At 42.6% G+C, this 18,640-nt stretch carries 18 protein-coding genes and 1 pseudogene; all 19 read right to left on the reverse strand.

Translation table 11 applies throughout. The features are described from left to right. Positions 1-234: 234 nt before the first annotated feature. The 19 genes and pseudogenes from P5V12_RS13760 to P5V12_RS13850 all read right to left on the reverse strand — a co-directional run bounded on the left by P5V12_RS13760 (position 235) and on the right by P5V12_RS13850 (position 18,574). Positions 235-648, reverse strand: a complete 414-nt coding sequence (locus tag P5V12_RS13760; protein ID WP_316953661.1) for a DUF6795 domain-containing protein — start codon at positions 646-648, stop codon at positions 235-237. 242 nt (positions 649-890) lie between these two features. After that, positions 891-1,223: a hypothetical protein gene (locus P5V12_RS13765; RefSeq protein ID WP_316953662.1), complete on the reverse strand. Its 333-nt coding sequence runs from the start codon at positions 1,221-1,223 to the stop codon at positions 891-893. Positions 1,224-1,355: 132 nt separating this feature from the next. Next, entirely contained in the window at positions 1,356-2,231 is an 876-nt protein-coding gene (locus P5V12_RS13770) for a hypothetical protein (RefSeq protein WP_316953663.1), read from the reverse strand. Positions 2,232-2,473: 242 nt separating this feature from the next. After that, positions 2,474-2,968 (reverse strand): annotated as a pseudogene (locus P5V12_RS13775) (DUF6795 domain-containing protein). A gap of 186 nt (positions 2,969-3,154) precedes the next feature. Further along, complete coding sequence (locus P5V12_RS13780; protein WP_316953664.1) at positions 3,155-3,604, reverse strand: hypothetical protein; 450 nt, start codon at positions 3,602-3,604, stop codon at positions 3,155-3,157. Between the two features lie 7 nt (positions 3,605-3,611). Beyond that, positions 3,612-4,478, reverse strand: coding sequence for a hypothetical protein (locus P5V12_RS13785; protein ID WP_316953665.1), 867 nt, complete (start codon positions 4,476-4,478; stop codon positions 3,612-3,614). A 226-nt stretch (positions 4,479-4,704) separates the two neighbouring features. After that, a complete protein-coding gene (locus P5V12_RS13790; protein WP_316953666.1) occupies positions 4,705-5,847 on the reverse strand; it encodes a lipase family protein in 1,143 nt (380 codons plus the stop codon). Positions 5,848-5,857: 10 nt separating this feature from the next. After that, entirely contained in the window at positions 5,858-6,268 is a 411-nt protein-coding gene (locus P5V12_RS13795; protein ID WP_316953667.1) for a DUF6795 domain-containing protein, read from the reverse strand. A gap of 125 nt (positions 6,269-6,393) precedes the next feature. Further along, positions 6,394-6,801, reverse strand: a complete 408-nt coding sequence (locus P5V12_RS13800; protein ID WP_316953668.1) for a DUF6795 domain-containing protein — start codon at positions 6,799-6,801, stop codon at positions 6,394-6,396. 174 nt (positions 6,802-6,975) lie between these two features. Next, entirely contained in the window at positions 6,976-8,886 is a 1,911-nt protein-coding gene (locus P5V12_RS13805) for a hypothetical protein (protein ID WP_316953669.1), read from the reverse strand. A gap of 449 nt (positions 8,887-9,335) precedes the next feature. Continuing rightward, positions 9,336-9,809: a DUF3592 domain-containing protein gene (locus tag P5V12_RS13810; protein ID WP_316953670.1), complete on the reverse strand. Its 474-nt coding sequence runs from the start codon at positions 9,807-9,809 to the stop codon at positions 9,336-9,338. Positions 9,810-9,832: 23 nt separating this feature from the next. Further along, on the reverse strand, positions 9,833-10,594 hold the full coding sequence (locus P5V12_RS13815) for a hypothetical protein (protein ID WP_316953671.1): 762 nt from the start codon (positions 10,592-10,594) through the stop codon (positions 9,833-9,835). A 98-nt stretch (positions 10,595-10,692) separates the two neighbouring features. Next, positions 10,693-12,570: a hypothetical protein gene (locus P5V12_RS13820; RefSeq protein ID WP_316953672.1), complete on the reverse strand. Its 1,878-nt coding sequence runs from the start codon at positions 12,568-12,570 to the stop codon at positions 10,693-10,695. A gap of 159 nt (positions 12,571-12,729) precedes the next feature. After that, positions 12,730-13,671 carry an AgmX/PglI C-terminal domain-containing protein gene (locus P5V12_RS13825; RefSeq protein WP_316953673.1) on the reverse strand — a complete coding sequence of 314 codons (942 nt, stop codon included), beginning with the start codon at positions 13,669-13,671 and terminating at the stop codon, positions 12,730-12,732. Positions 13,672-13,702: 31 nt separating this feature from the next. Beyond that, positions 13,703-14,218: a biopolymer transporter ExbD gene (locus P5V12_RS13830; protein ID WP_316953674.1), complete on the reverse strand. Its 516-nt coding sequence runs from the start codon at positions 14,216-14,218 to the stop codon at positions 13,703-13,705. Then, on the reverse strand, positions 14,218-14,769 hold the full coding sequence (locus tag P5V12_RS13835; protein WP_316953675.1) for a biopolymer transporter ExbD: 552 nt from the start codon (positions 14,767-14,769) through the stop codon (positions 14,218-14,220). The genes P5V12_RS13830 and P5V12_RS13835 overlap by 1 nt, the downstream gene beginning before the upstream one ends. Before the next feature lie 9 nt (positions 14,770-14,778). Then, entirely contained in the window at positions 14,779-15,396 is a 618-nt protein-coding gene (locus tag P5V12_RS13840) for a MotA/TolQ/ExbB proton channel family protein (protein ID WP_316953676.1), read from the reverse strand. Positions 15,397-15,451: 55 nt separating this feature from the next. Further along, complete coding sequence (locus tag P5V12_RS13845) at positions 15,452-15,712, reverse strand: hypothetical protein (protein WP_316953677.1); 261 nt, start codon at positions 15,710-15,712, stop codon at positions 15,452-15,454. A gap of 48 nt (positions 15,713-15,760) precedes the next feature. After that, the gene (locus P5V12_RS13850) at positions 15,761-18,574 is read right to left on the reverse strand and encodes a protein kinase domain-containing protein (protein WP_316953678.1); all 2,814 of its coding nucleotides are present in this window, start codon (positions 18,572-18,574) and stop codon (positions 15,761-15,763) included. Between the last annotated feature and the right edge of the window lie 66 nt (positions 18,575-18,640).

Genomic DNA, 18,640 nt, shown 5'->3' on the forward strand with positions numbered 1-18,640 from the left:
CGATTAATAAACAATTAGTTCTATAGAACGCCAAACATATAGTGATATAGTTCACAAAAAACAGAAAAAAAAAGAATATCAACTCTTTACAAAACAGACTTTAAAGGCTAGCAACTTTAGAAAACCCTAATTTAGATAAGGAATACCAGTTAACGGGCGGTTATTACGACTGTGAATGGTTGTTTCGTAAGCCTAATCAGGTGTTAATAGAGATCACTGAAAAGAGACTCTTGTTTATTCCCAGCGACAGTTGGTTAATGCTAAACCGGGTCGAAGCCTAAGAGATCGAATCTCCTCTGTGAGTTCGCATGAAAACGATTTCAACCGTTCTACACCCTCACCAAATTCACCAAACTCATTTTCCAGCAACTTACCAGCTGACCATACCTGATACTCCGTTTCCTGGTAGTAGACGTATATATGTTGTTCTACAACAAACTGAGCGATAAAAGGCGCGCGCGTCTTAGCCCAAGCACTTTCAAAGGTGAAATAGCCTTGGTCATCCGTAGTGGTTTCTTCTTCAGTGTGCTTATTTTCAAAGGAATAACTTCGCTTCACACGCACATTCGGAAGAGGCTTTCCCTCAAAGGTAATTTGACCTGTGAAGCCAGAAAACAAACAGACTTTTTTAGGAAACAACATAGACATAGCATCGTCTTGAACGGCAAATAAAATAAATAAAAGACATAAGCTAAAACGAACCATATGTTTTCAATAATAGTTAACAACACGTTAAGAATGTAATGAATCAAACCGCCGTTCTGATCGTCATGACAATAACTAACAAGCCTTCAGATAAAGCTGAGTATTCCGAACCATTAGTTTCGTTCACTTGTTCCTCATATTAGCGTTTTCCACAAACTCTTTTCTTTTGATTTTTGGTATTACAGTCACTTTCTCGCTTCAATCAATTCCTTACATAACATTTCATTTTTGGTATATACCAGTATTACTGAATGCAACCAACGATGCGAAGCTGCGTCGCAGCTTATGTAACCATGAGATTGAAAATATCGGCTAAAACCAAAGTGAGAAAAGTGTGGCAACAGTAGTCCAAGCATCAACCCCAAGACAGCCACACGAAATAGTTTTTTAACAGTTGCTTCACTAAGAATAATGCTAAACCAATGCTCCAATGTGGCAATCAAACCAAAAACACCAACACACACACCCAAGCCAAGCAAATAGTAGTGCCCCTTATTAAATGAAACAATATCAGGCATATTTATAAGTGATCGAATGTTTCTAAACAATTCTATTGGAAATGCGATAAAAACAAATACCTCTAAACCAAAAAGTATTAGAGGTACTAAGATCAGGATTAAAAAGTGAGGTTTTTCAGTATTGTCCTGCATTTATCGAATTCCAATAGGATAATAACGATTTATACGATGTTTTGCCCAGTTGACAACAAATGATGTAGTTGAATCTACAACATAATCAATGGCCGAATTTACCGCTTCTGAAACCGTTCTTTGTACACCAGCTTTTGTATGATTGACATTTTGTTTTATCGAGTTTTCTAACTCATCCAATCCAGCTATTACTTTCTTTGTAATACCAAATTGAGAATCAACCCCATCAAGAGCTAGGGACACCAACAACCCCATACCAATAACGGCAACCAATGGACCTATAGCTAAAGTTGTTACTGTAGTCCCTGTAACATACGAAGCCAGTGCTATTGAAGCCCCAACGGATATCCCCACCTTAACCACATCTGTAGCCAAGGTTCCGATTAGCTGCGTTAATGTTGCCTGATCTGTCAAAAAATAATCCGCAACTCTGAAAGTGGTAAGTAACACAATCGTTAATATACCTCCAGTTTTTGCCGCTTTGATCGCCCCGGCCTTCCCTAGTCCCATCGAAATTACCTTCGGGTTTTGTATGCCATACCGAGTTCCAGTTAGGATGGTTCGCAGCCCTGGACGGCCTTTCAAGATAATATGCGGCTTCCCGGCGTAGGTTTTGATATAGGCTCTGACACCAAGCCCACCTAGATCTCCCACCAATTTTGTCAGCGTGACCGCATCATCGGCAGTGGCATAGTAGCTCGCGCCCCTATTAAGCTTATCCCTTAACACTACCCAAGCTTTTTTCGCACTTTCTTGTTTTCCCTGTGGTGCGTTATTTACAATCGCATCCATTTGCTCCACAGACACAATGAATACTTCATGCTTATTGGCCTGTATTTTTGCTTTAATTTGCTCTTTCTGATTGGGAGATATCATACTGGAATCCTTGTATGTATTTTCCTTGAAAAACTATTTAGATGAACAAACCTCATACTCAAAGTTTTTTCATCAAGCGTTTATTAACCAATAATGCCTTAAAGTTAGTATTCCCTTTAGGAAATAGTCCCGCGAAGATATTCCTCCAGCCAGTTAACAATACAATTCCATACAACTTGTATTTAAGGTGTGAAAAAAACAAAGTTTGAGAAAGTGTTAATAATCCAATTATTGATATATTCTCACTTAGTTTGCCATCGGCAGTTTGTGTAAACCAAACCTATCTCTAATTCAGGCGCATAATGTTCGTCTGTTAATTCACATACGAAAGATTCAGGTTTTCCACCAAACTCACCAAATTCCTCTTCTGCCATTTTCTCTGCTGTCCAGATATGGTATTCCTCGTCTCGAAAGTGAACATATATGTTTTGCTCGACAACAAATTGTGCGATAAACGGCGCTCTCGTCTTAACCTAGACGCTCTCAAAAGTGAAATACCCTTGATCATCCGTAGTGGTTTCTTCTTCCGTGTGCTTATTTTCAAACGAATAGTTTCTCTTCACTCGCACATTAGAAAGAGGTTTTTCCTCAAAGGTAATTTGACCTGTAAAACCAGAAAACAAACAGACTTCTCTAGGAAACAGCGCAGACATAGCTTCTCCTTGAACAGTAAACGAAGCAAACAAAAGTAATACACTAAAAATAATCGTATGCTTTTTATGGAACCTTAACACCATCGGGAAATAACCTAATCATTAAACACTTAAAAATTAAACTCGATGAACCTAGGTATAATCAATAGCGAAAACAAACAACGCACCATCAGATCCAGCCCTACATTCTTCATTGACGACGCATTAACCAGAATCTCTGTGCATTCAGAGATCCCATGAGTACTTTGTAAAAATTTGGGGATACAATGATTATTCAATAGCATCACAATCAGCTTGATTTTTCATATATACAATTGTTCTTGCGTGCAACCATGCGTGGGAGGCTTTTTCACAAATAGAATATTGTTTTTTCATTAAATAGGAATCTAAAGAATAATGAACAAAATGTGGAACAATCAACATAATAACTAACCCCGAAATCGCCCACCTTCCAATAAACTTGCCAAATTTTTCCGATGGAGGCTTGCCCAAATATAACTCAACTACCATAAAGACGGACACCCCCCCTAAACCAAGCGAAACCCCAAAAAAATATAATGCGCCTTTGTCTAAGCTAATAATTGAAGATAAAGCGATTACCTGAACGGCTAAACTAAACATAGACCACGCAAACCAAATAAATGCCGCTACTGAGATCAATATAAAGACTGCCACACCACCATATAAGACTAATTTCGGTGGTTTTTCCACTTCATTCATGTGTTTATCACCTATAAGATGGAGTAATAAAATCTCTCAGTCGCGACTTAATTAGTTGAACTGTTATTCGCCTCGCAGAATCTATCATGCAATCCAATACTGAATTAGCAATTTCACTTCCTCCTCGAATAATATTCTTTTTTGCCAATTCAATTCGAGCCTTAGTGCCACGTTCAAGCTCATCAAGCCCGGAAATGACTTTATCGGTTAGCCCATATTTTCGATCTAAAGATTCCAAAGCAACCGAGACTACAACTCCTACAAAGATTGCTGCGACTATAGGTCCTATTGCAATAGAAAAAGCAGCAGCGAATGAAGCAGCAGCAATCGATGCACCAACAGAAATTCCCACCTTGACCACATCCGTAGCCAAGATTCCGATTAACTGTGTTAACGTTGCCTGATCAGTCAAAAAATAATCCACCACTCTGAATGCGGTAAGCAGCACGATGGTTAACACACCACCCGTTTTTACCGCATTAACAGCTCCAGATTTCCCTAGCCCCATCGCAATCACTTTCGGATTTTGTATCCCATACCGGGTTCCGGTTAAGACGGTTCTCAACCCTGGACGACCTTTCAAGATAATATGCGGCTTTCCGGCGTAGGTTTTGATATAGGCTCTGGCACCAATACCACCTAAATCTCCTACCAATTTTGTCAACGTCACCACATCGTCGGCAGAGGCATAATAACTCGCCCCCATATTAAGCTTCTCCCTTAACACTGCCCAAGCTTTTTTCGTGCTTTCATGTTTTCCCTGTGGTGAGTTATTCACAATCGCATCCATTTGCTCCACTGACACAATGAATACTTCATGCTTATTGGCCTGTATTTTTGCTTTAATTTGCTCTTTTTGATTGGGAGATATCATACTGGAATCCTTGTATATGTTTTTAAAAACGGTATAGATAAAGGTACTATGCACTTACGGCTCTACATCAAACGTATTTGACCTGTAAAACCTAAGAATAAACAGACCTTTCTATGAGATAATAAACATTGCGCCTTCCTGAGCAACTATGAACAAAAGGGCGAATAGAAATACAATTCTAATCACCCTCCTAGAAGAAAAAAAATTGGTTAGCATATCGATGTATTTAGCGTAGAGAGCGAATAGCCCTACGAACATCTTCCGCCAGCTTGTTAATAATACGGTTTAAAACAAGTCGTATAACAGCCGTAGTCAAGTCCTCGACTTTTTCCAGTAACTTCATACCTAACATTTGCATCAATCTGCGTATGATATGAAAAACCCAGCCACTTATCTCTTTGCCTTTTGTTAATCCTTTCTGCAAGATCATAGCCAATTGATCTGCTATCGTCAGCGTACCAACAAAAACTGGTTGCAGTGTGGCAAGCGCTGCCTGCGCTACATATGCCAATGCGTAATTCAATTTTTCCCACACACTCGAATCATTAAGATTGGCGGGCGAGCTGGATTTAAGCCACTGTTTTACATTGGTTGTTGACAAGGTTAACGGCGGTAAACGTCTTAACTGCTCCCAGCTTGCACCACCGACAGAAGAAACGTAGTTTCGGATAAAATGCGCTTTAGGGTTAATGACCACACCGGCATATGGAAGATAATGACCGTATCCTGGGTTGGGCACATGAGAATATGGAAACACAGGAATCATCGTAACGGGGTCGTTACCGTGATATACCCGATGAATATTACTATTCCCAAGTTTCGCTGTGAGCTTATTTGAAAACCCTTTAAAACCATATCCAACACGGGGAGCACCAAAGGTATAGAGTTTGGCCTTTTTCCCAAGTGTTCTATTAACCCAGTCTGCCGCCAATGTAGCAATAGCACCACCAAGGCTGTGTCCAACACAGTGGACAGTTGTAACGTCGGGGTGTTTCGCAATAAAACTTCCCAGCTCTGCCGTCATACTCCGAAATGTTTGATAAAACCCCGAATGAACCAGATCATTCCCGGCACTGACACTTACACCTATGCGTAAATCAGTAATGATATCCGCACCATAGTTTGTGCCAGTCGTTCCACGAAAAACAAAAAAAGCGTCATTCTTATATTCCTTTTCCCCTCTTGCGCATATCGCAAAACTGCTTTCCCCGTTTACAAGCCTTGCTCCTGTGTCAGCATTAATAACTTTTGGAGCAGCCCCAAACAAATTCGAATATCTGGCATAAAAAGCTTTTAATAACTCCGGGGTTAAAACCGCATATACCCCAGCAGAAAGGGACGAGGCTTGAGAAGGTGTTAACGTAGTCATCAGTATATCCTTACTTAGTTTGCCATCGGCAGTTTGTGTAAACCAAACCTATTTCGAGTTCTGGAGCATATTGTTCTTCTGTTAGTTCGCATGCGAAAGATTCAGGCTCCCCACCAAACTCACCAAATTCCTCTTCTGCCATTTTCCCTGCGGTCCAAATGTGGTATTCCTCACCTTGAAAGTAAACGTATATGTTTTGCTCTGCAACAAATTGCGCGATAAAGGGAGCCCGAGTCTTGGCCCAGGCACTTTCGAAGGTGAAATACCCCTGGTCATCCGTAGTGGTTTCTTCTTCTGTACGCTTATTTTCAAACGAGTAGTTTCTCTTCACTCGCACATTCGAAAGAGGCTTTCCCTCAAAGGTTATTTGGCCTGTAAAGCCGGAAAACAAACAGACTTTTTTAGGAAACAGCATAGACATAGCTTCTCCTTGAGTAGCTAACAAAGTAAATAAAAGCAATAAGCTCAAACGAGTCGTATATTTTTTTAAAGAGCTTAATAACATTGTAGATTTCCAAAAATATTAACTAGTTGGGGTTTATTTAATTATTCCCAATAACAGTTGGTTCCAATAGCACCTATTTCCATGTCCACTCTTCGAATATCTTCTTCGAGCTTACACACTAAGTTTTTTGGCACTTTGCCATTAAACTCGCCAAATTCGTCCTCGATTAACTTTGCCCCACCCCATATGATGTATTCCTTTTCATTTACATAGACATAAATACGCTGCTGAACAACAAACTGAATTAAAAACGAGACAGGAGTTTTCGTCCATACGCTTTCAAAGGTGAAATAGCCGTGACTATTAGTCGTAATCTCTTCTTCGGTTGTTTTTCCTTCAAACTCAAAAGATCGTTTTACGAGAACCTCACCGACAGGACTACCACTAATCGTAACCTGACCAGTAAAACCTGAGAACAGACAGATTTTTTTAGGAAATAACATAGACATAGCCCCTCCCTGGATAGCTATAAAGAACAAAAGAAAGGTCGAGCTGATGAATATAACTCTTCCTAAAGTAGGGCTTGGCAGCACAGATCTACCTTAAACCAAAAATATTATTGGAGAGATATAGAGCAAAATGGCCGCAAGTATTTAAAACTGCAGCCATAAAGCACTGAATACTTAATCTCTAACCGAGAAACTATCTGCCATTACAGACCTTTTACCGGTTTTCATGTCTACAACATAGATAATACCACCTGCAACATTATCCCAGTCACATACAAACGTAATATCTTTCCCTGTATCCATATGCACACCACGCAGCTGCCCCGGCCAAGAATACATAGAATAATTTATTGTATCAGGAACCGTGGGGCTAGAAAGAACAGTAATAGCATCACCCGCCAAGGAAGCCTGCGAAAGCTCAAAGCCCCCCCCAGTGTACATCAATATATTATTTCGATTGGAATCTAAAGAGATCGATAAGGGAGGAATAAAAATACCAAAGTTATTTAACAGAACAAATTCCGTTCTTTCACCAGTAGTTAAATCCACCTTATAAAGCTTTTCTTGTGGTTCGTTAGCGGTGACGTATAGAGTATTGTTCCCAGAATCAACCCCCATAACAGTAGGATCTGTAATTTGAGTATCCGCATTCGGAACTAATAAACTAGATAATACTGTTCTTCCACCAGTATCCAGGTTCATCCAGATAATCGCATCCAATCCCTGATCAGTGATGTACAGGCGATTACGATCAACATCTAACTCCAACGCAACAGGCGTTACAAACTTATTGATTGGATCCGGTTGTGTTGGAGTTGAAAGCAGCGTTCTTGCCCCGGTTGTTAAATCCACAGCAATAATGGAAAGCAAGGTACTGTCTAATACCAATGCCCGATTATTGGCTTGGTCCACAACAATATCTTTAATCGCAGAAAAAGCATTATCAGTATTAGGTGTAGCAGGGCCTGATAATACAGTTTGCTCTGAAGTGTGGATGTCTAAAGCCAGCAGCGATGTATGGTTATAATCCCGAACAATCAACCTCTCGTTAGCAGCGTCATATGCCATGGCACCACCATCGAAATCTATTTGGTCGTTAGGGAAAGCATTTTCAATATTCCCCTGCAGCACAGAAATCTCTGCCGCTTGAGTATTGGTATTGCCTTCCGAGTCCTGTGATGTAACCGTTATGGTATTAGCCTGACTTGCAGTTAGGTTTACTTCCGCAGTCCAAGTAGCAAAATTATCTGTTGTGGTTGCCGCTACACCGTTAACCGTAATAGCCGAAACAGTTGAGTAATCGTCTTCCGCTCGGCCACGAATCCACGCTGTTGGCGCGTTAGATACCGAAGTCTTGGTTGGAAAATCGATAGTAACGGTTGGCGCAGTAGTATCAGCAAAAGTGGTTACTGAGAATTGCCCGGCAACGCCACCAATTGTAAGAGTGGCTATTGTTTCTGTAGCCAAGCTGGCAGCAGAGGTTTGGCGCACGGTCACTGTTTGACCATTGGTTACCGTTCCTGCCACAGTGGTATATGCGCCACCATTGATTGCATACTCACCATTTTGGATAGAAACGGCGGATGTAGAGTTAATTCCCTGCACCGTAACAGTGTTAGATGTTTGTACCGAACTCAGTGTCGCATCAGTAACAGCCGTAAAAACCAAGGCATCTGGTGTTGTATCTTCCGCTTCTGTAGTAATTACAAAACTTGCGGAAACACCACCTACCGTAACGGTTACTGTCGTATCGGTGGCAAATTGATCAGAAGAAGTCGCTCGAACCGCTAACGTTTGACCATTTGAAATACTACCACCAGCTGAGGTGAAATCTCCTCCCGCTACCGAATACTCTCCGCCGGAGATACTGACTGTTGCAGGAGAGTTGATACCACTGATCGTGGCGCTCGCAGAGTACTGAGTACTCAACGTGGCGTCTGATTGAGCAGTGAATGTAAATGCGTTCGGACGGGTGTCATTCGCTGGAGGCGATGGAGGGTTATTGTTATCGCCACCACATGCAGCGATAAAAAGAATACTCGTAAAAAGGATTAACCATTTACGTACACTAACGTGTGAATACATAGGATATGCCACTCCCTGATGGACAGACTTCTGGATTGTTATAAGACGCCTATTTTCGGCGTTTACGGTATCGGTTTCAACGCTAATTGGTTATTTTGGCGTGTGTAATCAAGGAATTCTTCTGGCTGGTATCCAGTTCGCGAAATTCCATGTACCGAGAGGCATCAAAAGTGGACTTAGTTCACATATCGCTTCCACGAACCTACCTTCAAAAAATACCGATCAATATTCAACCACAAGACAAAAAATCGATAAAAAACCGCAAAAGATTTGAAACAATTAGCCTGAGAGGTACACATAATATACATCGAGCAAGGTTTGTTGTTCATAAGCTGAACGAGAAAAAAATACAGATTTCTGCAAAAATAGAGATCCACTGCAAAGCGCAGTAGATCATAAGGTGTGGAATATAGAGATGCTTTTATAAAGTCAGATAAGAGGTTTTTAGCTTATAAATATTTATTGAACGCATAGATTCCACCACCAACGATGCCCATAACGAAGAGAATAGACAACACTAGAGCAATTTTTCCACCCAGCCCAACATTCGCAAGAGTTTCCAGGCATGCATTACCGGGGTTTTTAGCATCGAAATAGACTTTTACCCGCTTACCTTTCGCATATTTTTCTACTACATCTTCGGCAACAAAGCTTTGATCGACTTTATTTGGCATAGCAGCATAAAGCTTATGGCCAACAAACCGCTGACCATCTACATGGTACTCATATGAAAGATTGATATCATAGGTAAATAAAGGGCTATTATCTCCAACAGAGCGATTCGGGTTACTGTAGTAATTCTGCTTGTATGAAGCCTCAAGCATTACCCCTTCTGTGGTTTCCCAGTTGGAGCTTTTGAAGAGCATTACCAGGGCAAAGAGAACCCCCACAGCAACAACGCCAAATAAAGCTAAATCAATCATTCTTACCTTCACTTAAAGTCAACCTATCTTACGATTTTCCACTGACCTGATATTTTGCTGACAAAAATGGGAATCGCAAAAGACAAGTCATCCGAATCAATAGTGATCGCTTCCTCACCATCATTTCTACTGATTTTATACATTTTCCCATTCCATATTGCTTCGGTAACCATGCTTTCGTTATCGAATGGTTGGGAAACAAGATTTTGCTCTTTGCCAATCATTTGAAATGTTTCTTCAGCGACTTTGTAAAGGTCCTCTGGTTTCTTTCCATCAATACGCGCGTCTTCTTCGATCTTATATTTTTGCAATTCAACCGCTTTTTTATAGTCACCAGACGTTAACGCAGTTCGTAAACCTTCGATCAGTAACACGATCTCATCTGTATCCGCAGCGGATAGCTCTGGCACTTCTTCTGCCTGATCCATAACTAATGCAGGTACAGAATCCGCCAGTTCAAACGTAACTGTAGTTTTATAGGTTTTCTCGCCCTTGTATTCCTCGTTTGGAAATAACACCTTCGCTAGAACAACTTTAGGCGTAGGAAAATCCTCTGCGTTATCGTGTAAATAAACCATTATCTCAGCACGACCACTAATTGAGTCTTGTTTTTTTAAGGCAGCCAAGCTCAATTCCAATGTATTCTCACCGGAGCGAATCCACTTATTGACAGGCTTAGTGGTATTGATGGAGCCTCTCTTTTCCTTTTCTATCGATGCGCCATTTATTTTTACTTCAACGGCAGCATCTACAACATCAATGTATATAAAATAATGGTTTTGCATATCAGCATTTCCTTTCGAACAACCAGCACACAAAAGTAGTGCTGCGAAAATTTTTAAAAACGATAAAGGCAAGTAAGCTTTTTTCATAAGGCTCTTTATCACCTTGGCAGTATTTTATTGTTTGGACTCTTATAAAGTTCCATTTGCTTCCACGGCGTCCATTTTTTCTCTTTTGTTCGGGTAAAGACAACAAGGTATTTGTATTCAACTTTGACGGTTGCAATCAGAGGATCTAGCGTTATCGCTGTTTGCGCAAACAGACCATCTCGATTCAAATCCAAGGTGGACTCACCAGCTAGTTTCGCTTGGCCACTTGCGATCATAGCCGCTGAGAAAATATAGTCACTTCCCACTCTGGCAGTAAGAGATAACTCAACAGTGCCTTCAGCAGAGAACTTCGCGTCCCCACTGACTAACATGGCTCCATCCGGGTATTTTTTCCCATGAGGAGTCCCCATAAGCGATGCTTTGGCACCCGCTTTAGCTCCCAGCAGGACATCTGCCAAGTGTTCAGCGGCAAATTTCGACATAACAGGAGGCACGCCAGCCATAGTGCCGATCAATTTAACGACACTGAGTTTGATTTCAATCTCAACACCGAAAACAGGGTTTAGACCAAGAGAAACCGCGACATCGTAATACGCTTTCCAGTCACTGTCTTCCTTCCAACCCCAGGATGCAGAAAAGCTACCAGACGGAGGATTGATTTTAGGTTTTAATTCGACAGGGGAATAACTAAAAACTTTTTCTCCCCATTTACCCCAGGCATCATTAACTTCTTTTGACCACTTCTGAAAAAGATCCAGATTTCCTTCGATAGTGTATTTTTGGTTTGGATAGACTTCAATGGTCGTATTTCCTGCCGGACCAGTACATCCTTTACCACTCACCTGATAAGTTTTTGGAGCCGCATCAATTGGCCATAGGTCTAGATTCTCTCCTACAGTGCCTTGAACCTCCAGGGAACCTTTCTCTTTTTGCTCCCAACCATTCTCTCCTTTAACGTATGGACAATCCCCCCTTTTTGCACCATCCAGTGAAACAGAAAAATCAATTTTTTCTTTTCCACCAAACTCTTCCTTAATGGCAACTTTAACGCCCATGAGTTTTACTTCTATGCTGCGAGTTTCAGTTTGCCCTGGAACCACTCGAAGTTTGCCCTGTAAACTTTGGGATCTGCCATGGCCACAGGTCGCAATAAATTCTTTAACCGTACAAACACCGCATTCTTCTTCCTCTGCAGCTTGCTGCACGACTGCCGCCGTTGCACCACCTTCTCCAGCGTGTGGCCCCAAGCTCGGTGCTTGCGTGTCTTGCGGTGAAGCAGCGCTGGATTGATCACCACCCTGATTTGGAAGCTGAGTTTGGTTGTTCACAGTATTTTCGATGGTGACGACATTGCCTTTGCTAATTTCTTCGGCAATTAAATTCACCAACGCGGTGTAATCGGCTTGCTGATTACTGGGCGCTTGAATTTTTAATTGTTTTGCCAGATCAGCAAGTTCGCTGGTTTCTGGCCCAAGCTCATCAATAAAATTGGCCACTTCGTCTTTAGAGCCAAAACTTTTAACCGTTGTCGGTTCTTCAGTAAGAAGCGTTGATGCGGGTGCAAACTCGTAGGATAGCTTGCCTTTACCTTTTATGGTCCTTAATGACCGAGGGGAGGAGGCAACATGGTGAGCATCCGGCAGTTCATAAACATTGATTTTACCGGACATAAACAAAAGGCTGATTTTATGTTCAATGTCCTGATCGCGCTCGGGGCTGAGTACAGGGGTAATTTGCGTATTGGCCAATTTCCGCCATAGGCTTGGCGGTGCGCTTAGTGTACGTATAAATTGTTTGGTGTAGACGTGATCCGTAAAAGCCAAGGGCTTGATTGAGGCGCCCACAGTGCTATTGATTTCTGGCCTGCGGCCATCAAAGTACAATTTATATCGTTTTCCGAGGTTGCTATATAGAAATTGGGTGTTCACTCTTTGTGCTTCCCTGAAGATATCTGCTTATTAAATTAAGCTAATATAAATAACAATAAAACAAGGGTGTAAAACACTAGAATATGTTTTACACCCGGTTATAGCTATGACGCGGTTCTAATTTCCTTTACTCCTCACTGAAGTCATGCTTTTCCGAGCTTATGACGGCAAGAACTCGATAGGAAATGTCACGGTTACAGGTTCAACATCTTTAGAACCAAAGACAAAGGTCTTAATTCGAGCGATTAGACGACGCTCAAGAGCCGGATCGTTCAGTTCACTGGAGACCACTCTGACACTTGTCACGTTACCCGATGGGGCAACAGTAATTTCAAACACAATCTTGCCTTTTAAGCCCGGCTTTGTCCGTCGCTCGCGATTGTATATAGATTGCAAACGTCCTTTGTTCTGATCAAAGACAATGGTGACCTCTTCTTCAGAACGAACATTATCGCCACGTTCTCTTCCCGCATCATCAGACTCATCGACTTCCACATCCTCTTTAAACAGGGATTGCTGAACGAGTGCGATTTCTCTTTGTGACAATTGCGTGCTGCCAACACTGGTAGCATAACGCCCACTATCTACACCACCACTGCCTTTTCCCGCACCAGCGGTCAAAATATCCGCACTGTGCCCGGCTTTCTTTTCCTTGCCTGAGCCGCTGGAAACCACTTGAGCAGTAACGGCTGCATCCACAGCTGAACTGTCTATTAAATCTGCAAACTCTTCGGCAAGCGCCAAAATACCCGTTTGCTCGGCTTTTGCCCTGGCTTTTTTCTCTTCTTTGGTTAACGGTTTTTTGTCATCCACTTTTTGCCGTTCAACCTTGGGCTTTGGCTTCGGTATGGGCTTTGGCTCGGGTTTAGGTTTCGGTTTCGGAGGCTCTACTTTCGGCTGTTTTTTTATAAACTGAGCGACACGATCCGGCACGTTAACCTTTTTTCGTTTTTCATCTTGTGGTACATCGACAAGACTGAAAGCAATTGCAATAGCGAGAAAGACCGCGAGAACAATCGAAACAATCACGTAAAAACGTCGGTTGTCCTGACTTTCCGGCCGCCACTGCAAGGCGATTTGCTGATAGGTTGATATTGTCATTTATCAATTCTTAATTATTTGCGCTTGATGCCTATGACTCATTCTGACTTTTTGCTTTTTGATTCGCGGCAAACGATATATTTGTAAAGTTAGTTTGCTGACAGGTCGTCAAAATTTTACTCACCAGTTCATAGGAGGTATTTCTATCACCCATAATGGTCACTGTGCGGCCTTTTTGGGCAGCTTGAATAGCGTCTTCAGTAACGAGTGTTTTACTCGCCTCAAACTCCAACTCCTCTTTCAATTGAGGAATGTTGTCTTTACCGTTTGCCATAATCTCCTGAACTGAACCAACACTGCGCCCTCCTACAAGAACCTGATTCTTGGTGATAGCAATAATCAAAGTTTCCTTAGGTGCTTTCTTGGCAATGGAGTTGGGTAACTTCATATCCTGCTGACTTGGCATCTGCTGGGATGTTGAGGAGTTCACCAACAAAAAGAACACCAGAATGGTAAAGATGTCCATCAGTGAAATTAGGTTTAACGCTGGTTGTTTACGCTGTTTGTGGTGACGTTCCATTCTCCGCGCACGTCTTGATACTTTCATTACTGCGCCTCCCCTTCCAATTCACCAGCACCCGCTTCTACTGTCGTTGCTTGTTCAGATATTTCTGGCGCGTTACCTATAGAAATATTGGGAAACAACTCATAGGTTTCCAGCGTTGCGGCAACCACATCGTCATAGGAACGAACATGATCCATCACTTCGATCATGGTGTTGTATGTCACATCTTTGGCCAACAACAGCGCAATATCCTGGCTATCGGGGAATTTCATTTTTACCCGCTTGATAAACTCGTCAAATTCCTTCCAGTTTGGATTTTCTGCACTGCGTGTAACAGACTTGAGTGGTATTCCTGTACGGCCATCCTGAAACAAAAAGCTATCTTGACGAATAACAAGCTGTAAACGGAATTTTTCTTCTGTATTTTCATTTGCAGCTGCATCTAGTGCGGGCAAGTTCAAATCCAGCACAGTCATGCGGGAAAACACTGCAGTAATAAGAAGAAAAGGAACAAGAATAACCATTAAGTTCATAAACGCGGTTATGTTTAACTCAACGGTTTCCTGCATTCGATTTCTACGTACAAGCTTCATAATTCAAGCTTACTCTTTGCTCATAATATTTAGGCACTTAACGGCAGCCATTTCGATATTGTCAACCAACTTGGTTGTTCTGGTAGCCAAGTAAGAATGAAATAGCAACAAAGGGATCGCAGCGGTCAAACCAAATGCGGTGGTATTCATGGCCACCGAAATACTGGCAGAAAGCAAGTTCGCTTTTTCTGCAGGGTCTGCAGAAGCCACGGCGGTAAATGCCTGAATCAAACCGATAATGGTTCCGAGTAGCCCCAATAAAGTTGCGATGTTGGCTAGCGTGGCCAGGTAGTGGGTACGTTGCTCCAACTCGGGCACCACTTCCATAATGCCTTCTTCCATTGCTGCTTCCACAATTTCCCGGCGGGAGTTATTGCGTAAGCGAGCAAAACCATAGCTCAAAACAATTGCCAACGGACTGTTTATTCCTTCCACACTTTTCTCTGCGCGTTCGTTATCTTCTGCTTTGAGCATAGGGACAACATTACGCCAGATTTTATTGGTCTTGGACTGAGTTTTGGTCAAGTATAAAAAGCGCTCTATAGCGATAGCCAACCCTATTGCCATGACGATCAGTATTGGGTACATAAAAGCACCACCAGACTGAAAAAGCTTTATTAACTCCATAGTATTTACCTTTTAATCTCTATTTTTTCGTGTAAATTCTTTTATTAAATGATGGTTAATGCCGTTTCTTTTCTTCTTGATCCAGCATCGCTTGTATTTCGTCCGCCTGAAACGTTTGTGTCTCATAATTTGGCGAGGGCTGAGTAATATCCTCATTCCCTTCCATGTACGGTTCAGAACCGCCGCCATTCAGATCCATTTCTATTTGATCCAGAATCTGGCTGCGTTGCAATTTGTAATCCTGCAAAGAGATGTGGCGGTTGTAGTAACTGTCACACACTGCTCTGAGCATCGAAAAATAATTTTGGTTGTTCATAGGGTCACCTAATTAATCCCCAGACTCCCTTCGTTTTTTGTTTACGAGTTACTTCGCTGATTTATCAACTTCTCTCAACACTCTAAACCCGGTTAACTTATCTTTTGCGCCGTTGTGCGATTCGCGGTAATCGAAATTACAATTTTCCATTGGGGTGCTATGAGAACCGCCTACCACCGAATAGCCACCACTTTTTTCAACAACCCACTCACGGGCATTACCAATGTGGTTGACCAGGCCCCAAGCGTTTTGCTGCCCAACAGAGGCTTTTAATAAAGAACCGCCTTTCTGGATGCCACGAGAACTTAATGTGCAGTTTCGATTAGAATCCAATTTCTTTTTCCCGGCCTCAGCTGCGTAAAGCCACTCCGAACGAGTTGGCAAACGATACTTTTTCTTGGTTTCGTTACTTAACCATTTCAAATAGTTTTTTACTGTTTCAACCGGCAGGTTGGTAACAGGGTAATCCTCATTACCACTAAACACCGAACACTTACCACTGGCTTCACAGTATTCGTTTATTTCTCCAACGGTTATTTCATACTTGCCAATCGCAAAAGAGCGAATGTTCCCTCGACCAGGCACAACCACTAACGCAGGCCCTTTACCGACCATCGGAATTCGGTCCCGACAAATTGCGCGTTTGCCCCTGGCGCCCAAGCCTTCAAGAGAACTATCGCATGGGTCTTTCGGAATAATGTTAATTCCGGCAATAATTTTGTTAGATTCGAATAAGCGCATTGCCGCTTTTTTGGAATCTTTTGCCCGTTCAGGGAAATTCCGACCAATTTTTTCCAGACATACCGCCAGCGCACTGACCACCCGGGTCTCTTCTTTTTGGTAGCGCGCCATATCCAGGTCTCGCAACTTATTTACGGCAATCCCCAAGTCTTTCATATCGATATTTGAACGGCACGCCAACTGTTCATTCACATTTTTTAAGGCCGCATCGTAAAGCGAACGACGTTTGGCTTCGACTTTCGCCTGCTCCGCTCGCTCAACCTTTCGTTGTTGTGAAAGCTGTTGCTGTCGGATGGCTTCCTGCTCCGCTTTTTTCTTTGCTTCCAATGCCAGTGCCAGCTTTTTATCCAGTTCAACCAAGCTGCTGTCATCACTTGTATAGTTGCGTGCACCGGCTAACCAACGCTCGACGTCAGTGTAGGCTTTGTTTTCCATGCCTTCGTTGATCTTATCGAGGTAGGCCGCATATATTTTGCCCTCGGTTTCCAATAACCAGACATCGTCCCGCCCCATCAACTCACGCGCAGCTTGAATCTGGGTCCATAACTCCTGCTCCCAGGTGGGCGTAAACATCATCTTTTGCATCAAGCTGTTAATGGCTTCCGTTTGCAACTCCAGTCGCAGCTGGTATTCGATCTCATTACGCACTTCATCTTCTTTAAAGTCTGATGGGCGCTGCGGGCCAAACTGGTAATACGCCCCCGCGATTATGAACATAATAATGAATAAGCTCATAAACATTCTTACCGAGGAAGAACGCTTAGTCGATAGCTCATCCCAAAACTCTTCAACCGTTGCAACACGGTCTGGACGTTTAAAGGCAATGGCTCGTTCAATGGTTTTCCATTGACGCTTGGTTAACCCCGGAATACGTTTGGCTTTTAACTTTTGACGTGCAGCTTCATCCGCATGGACGCGGTTGTATGGGTGCTCTCCGGTAAATAACTCGTAAGCAATACAACCGAGTGCATAAATATCATCACGCACATCAGGCGGGCTACCTTCCAGCATTTCCAAACTGGCGTAAGCCGGTGTTAATGCGCCTAAATTTCCCGCATCAAAAACGGTTTTGTCGTCAATGCTTTCTTCCAGATGCTCGGCTTTTGCAACCGCGCGTGCAATACCGAAGTCAAAAACTTTGGCGACACCTTTATTGGTGACAAAGATATTGCCCGGTTTAAAGTCCGAGTGAATGATATTTTCTTTATGCGCATGTTCGAGCGCAGAGGAAATACCTTCCAGAATTTGCCAAACTTCATCGTGAGGCAACCCGGTTGAACGATATTGGCTAATCAGTTTGTCGAGGGGTTTACCATCGAGAAACTCCATGGTCATAAATACTTGATCGCCATCGCGGTCAAAGTCATGTACGTTCACGATATTCGGGTGAGCAATACGCTGGGACTTTCGAGACTCCCTCTGCAAAGCAATAAATGCCTCAGGGTGAGATTTAAATTCCTCACTCAATACCTTAACCGCCACATAGGGGTCACGATCCTGCGCTTCAATTTTCAGCAAATCTTTCGCTTTATACACAACCCCCATGCCACCGGCACCAAGCACTTTTTCCAAAACAAAACGTTTTTTCAAAAGCCCATGCGCACCGGATTTCATTTCTTCTGCAACCGCCTCGGAAGAAAGGCGGTTGGGATTTGGCATTTGCGTTTTACCAAAAATTTCTGTTCGATCAGACCCTGCGGGTGCCATCTGCGTTCGGGTTGAACCGGAAAATTGAGTATCATCAGCACCGGATGAGGAAGGTTCCGGCGTAGCGGTTTTTATTCGGGTTTTATCATCAACCGGTTGTTTAATGCGTGTGCGGTCATCAGCCGCCGCTTGCTGCTGCATCTGTTGTTTTTTCTTGAGCTGCACAGCACGTGCTTTGGCAACCGCGATCCGCGTTTTATCATCCAGTGGTTGTTTTTTTACTGCTATACGAGTTTTGTCATCCGGCAATGGATTTTTTTTTGTTATTCGGGTTTTGTCCGGATCTTCAATAAGATTGCTTTTTTTAGGCGCAATACGAGTCTTGTCGTCGGCACTTGGCGCAGACGAAGCGTTTGAGTCTGTATTTCTAACCGCTGGTTTAATTTGAGTTTTATCGTCGTTCGAATTATTCATTACAAAAAATTACCACTATCGTCCCTAAACCTAAATTCACATCATTCCAATGCGTCATGCATGAAT

The sequence above is a fragment of the Teredinibacter sp. KSP-S5-2 genome (assembly GCF_032773895.1).
Classification (GTDB): Bacteria; Pseudomonadota; Gammaproteobacteria; order Pseudomonadales; family Cellvibrionaceae.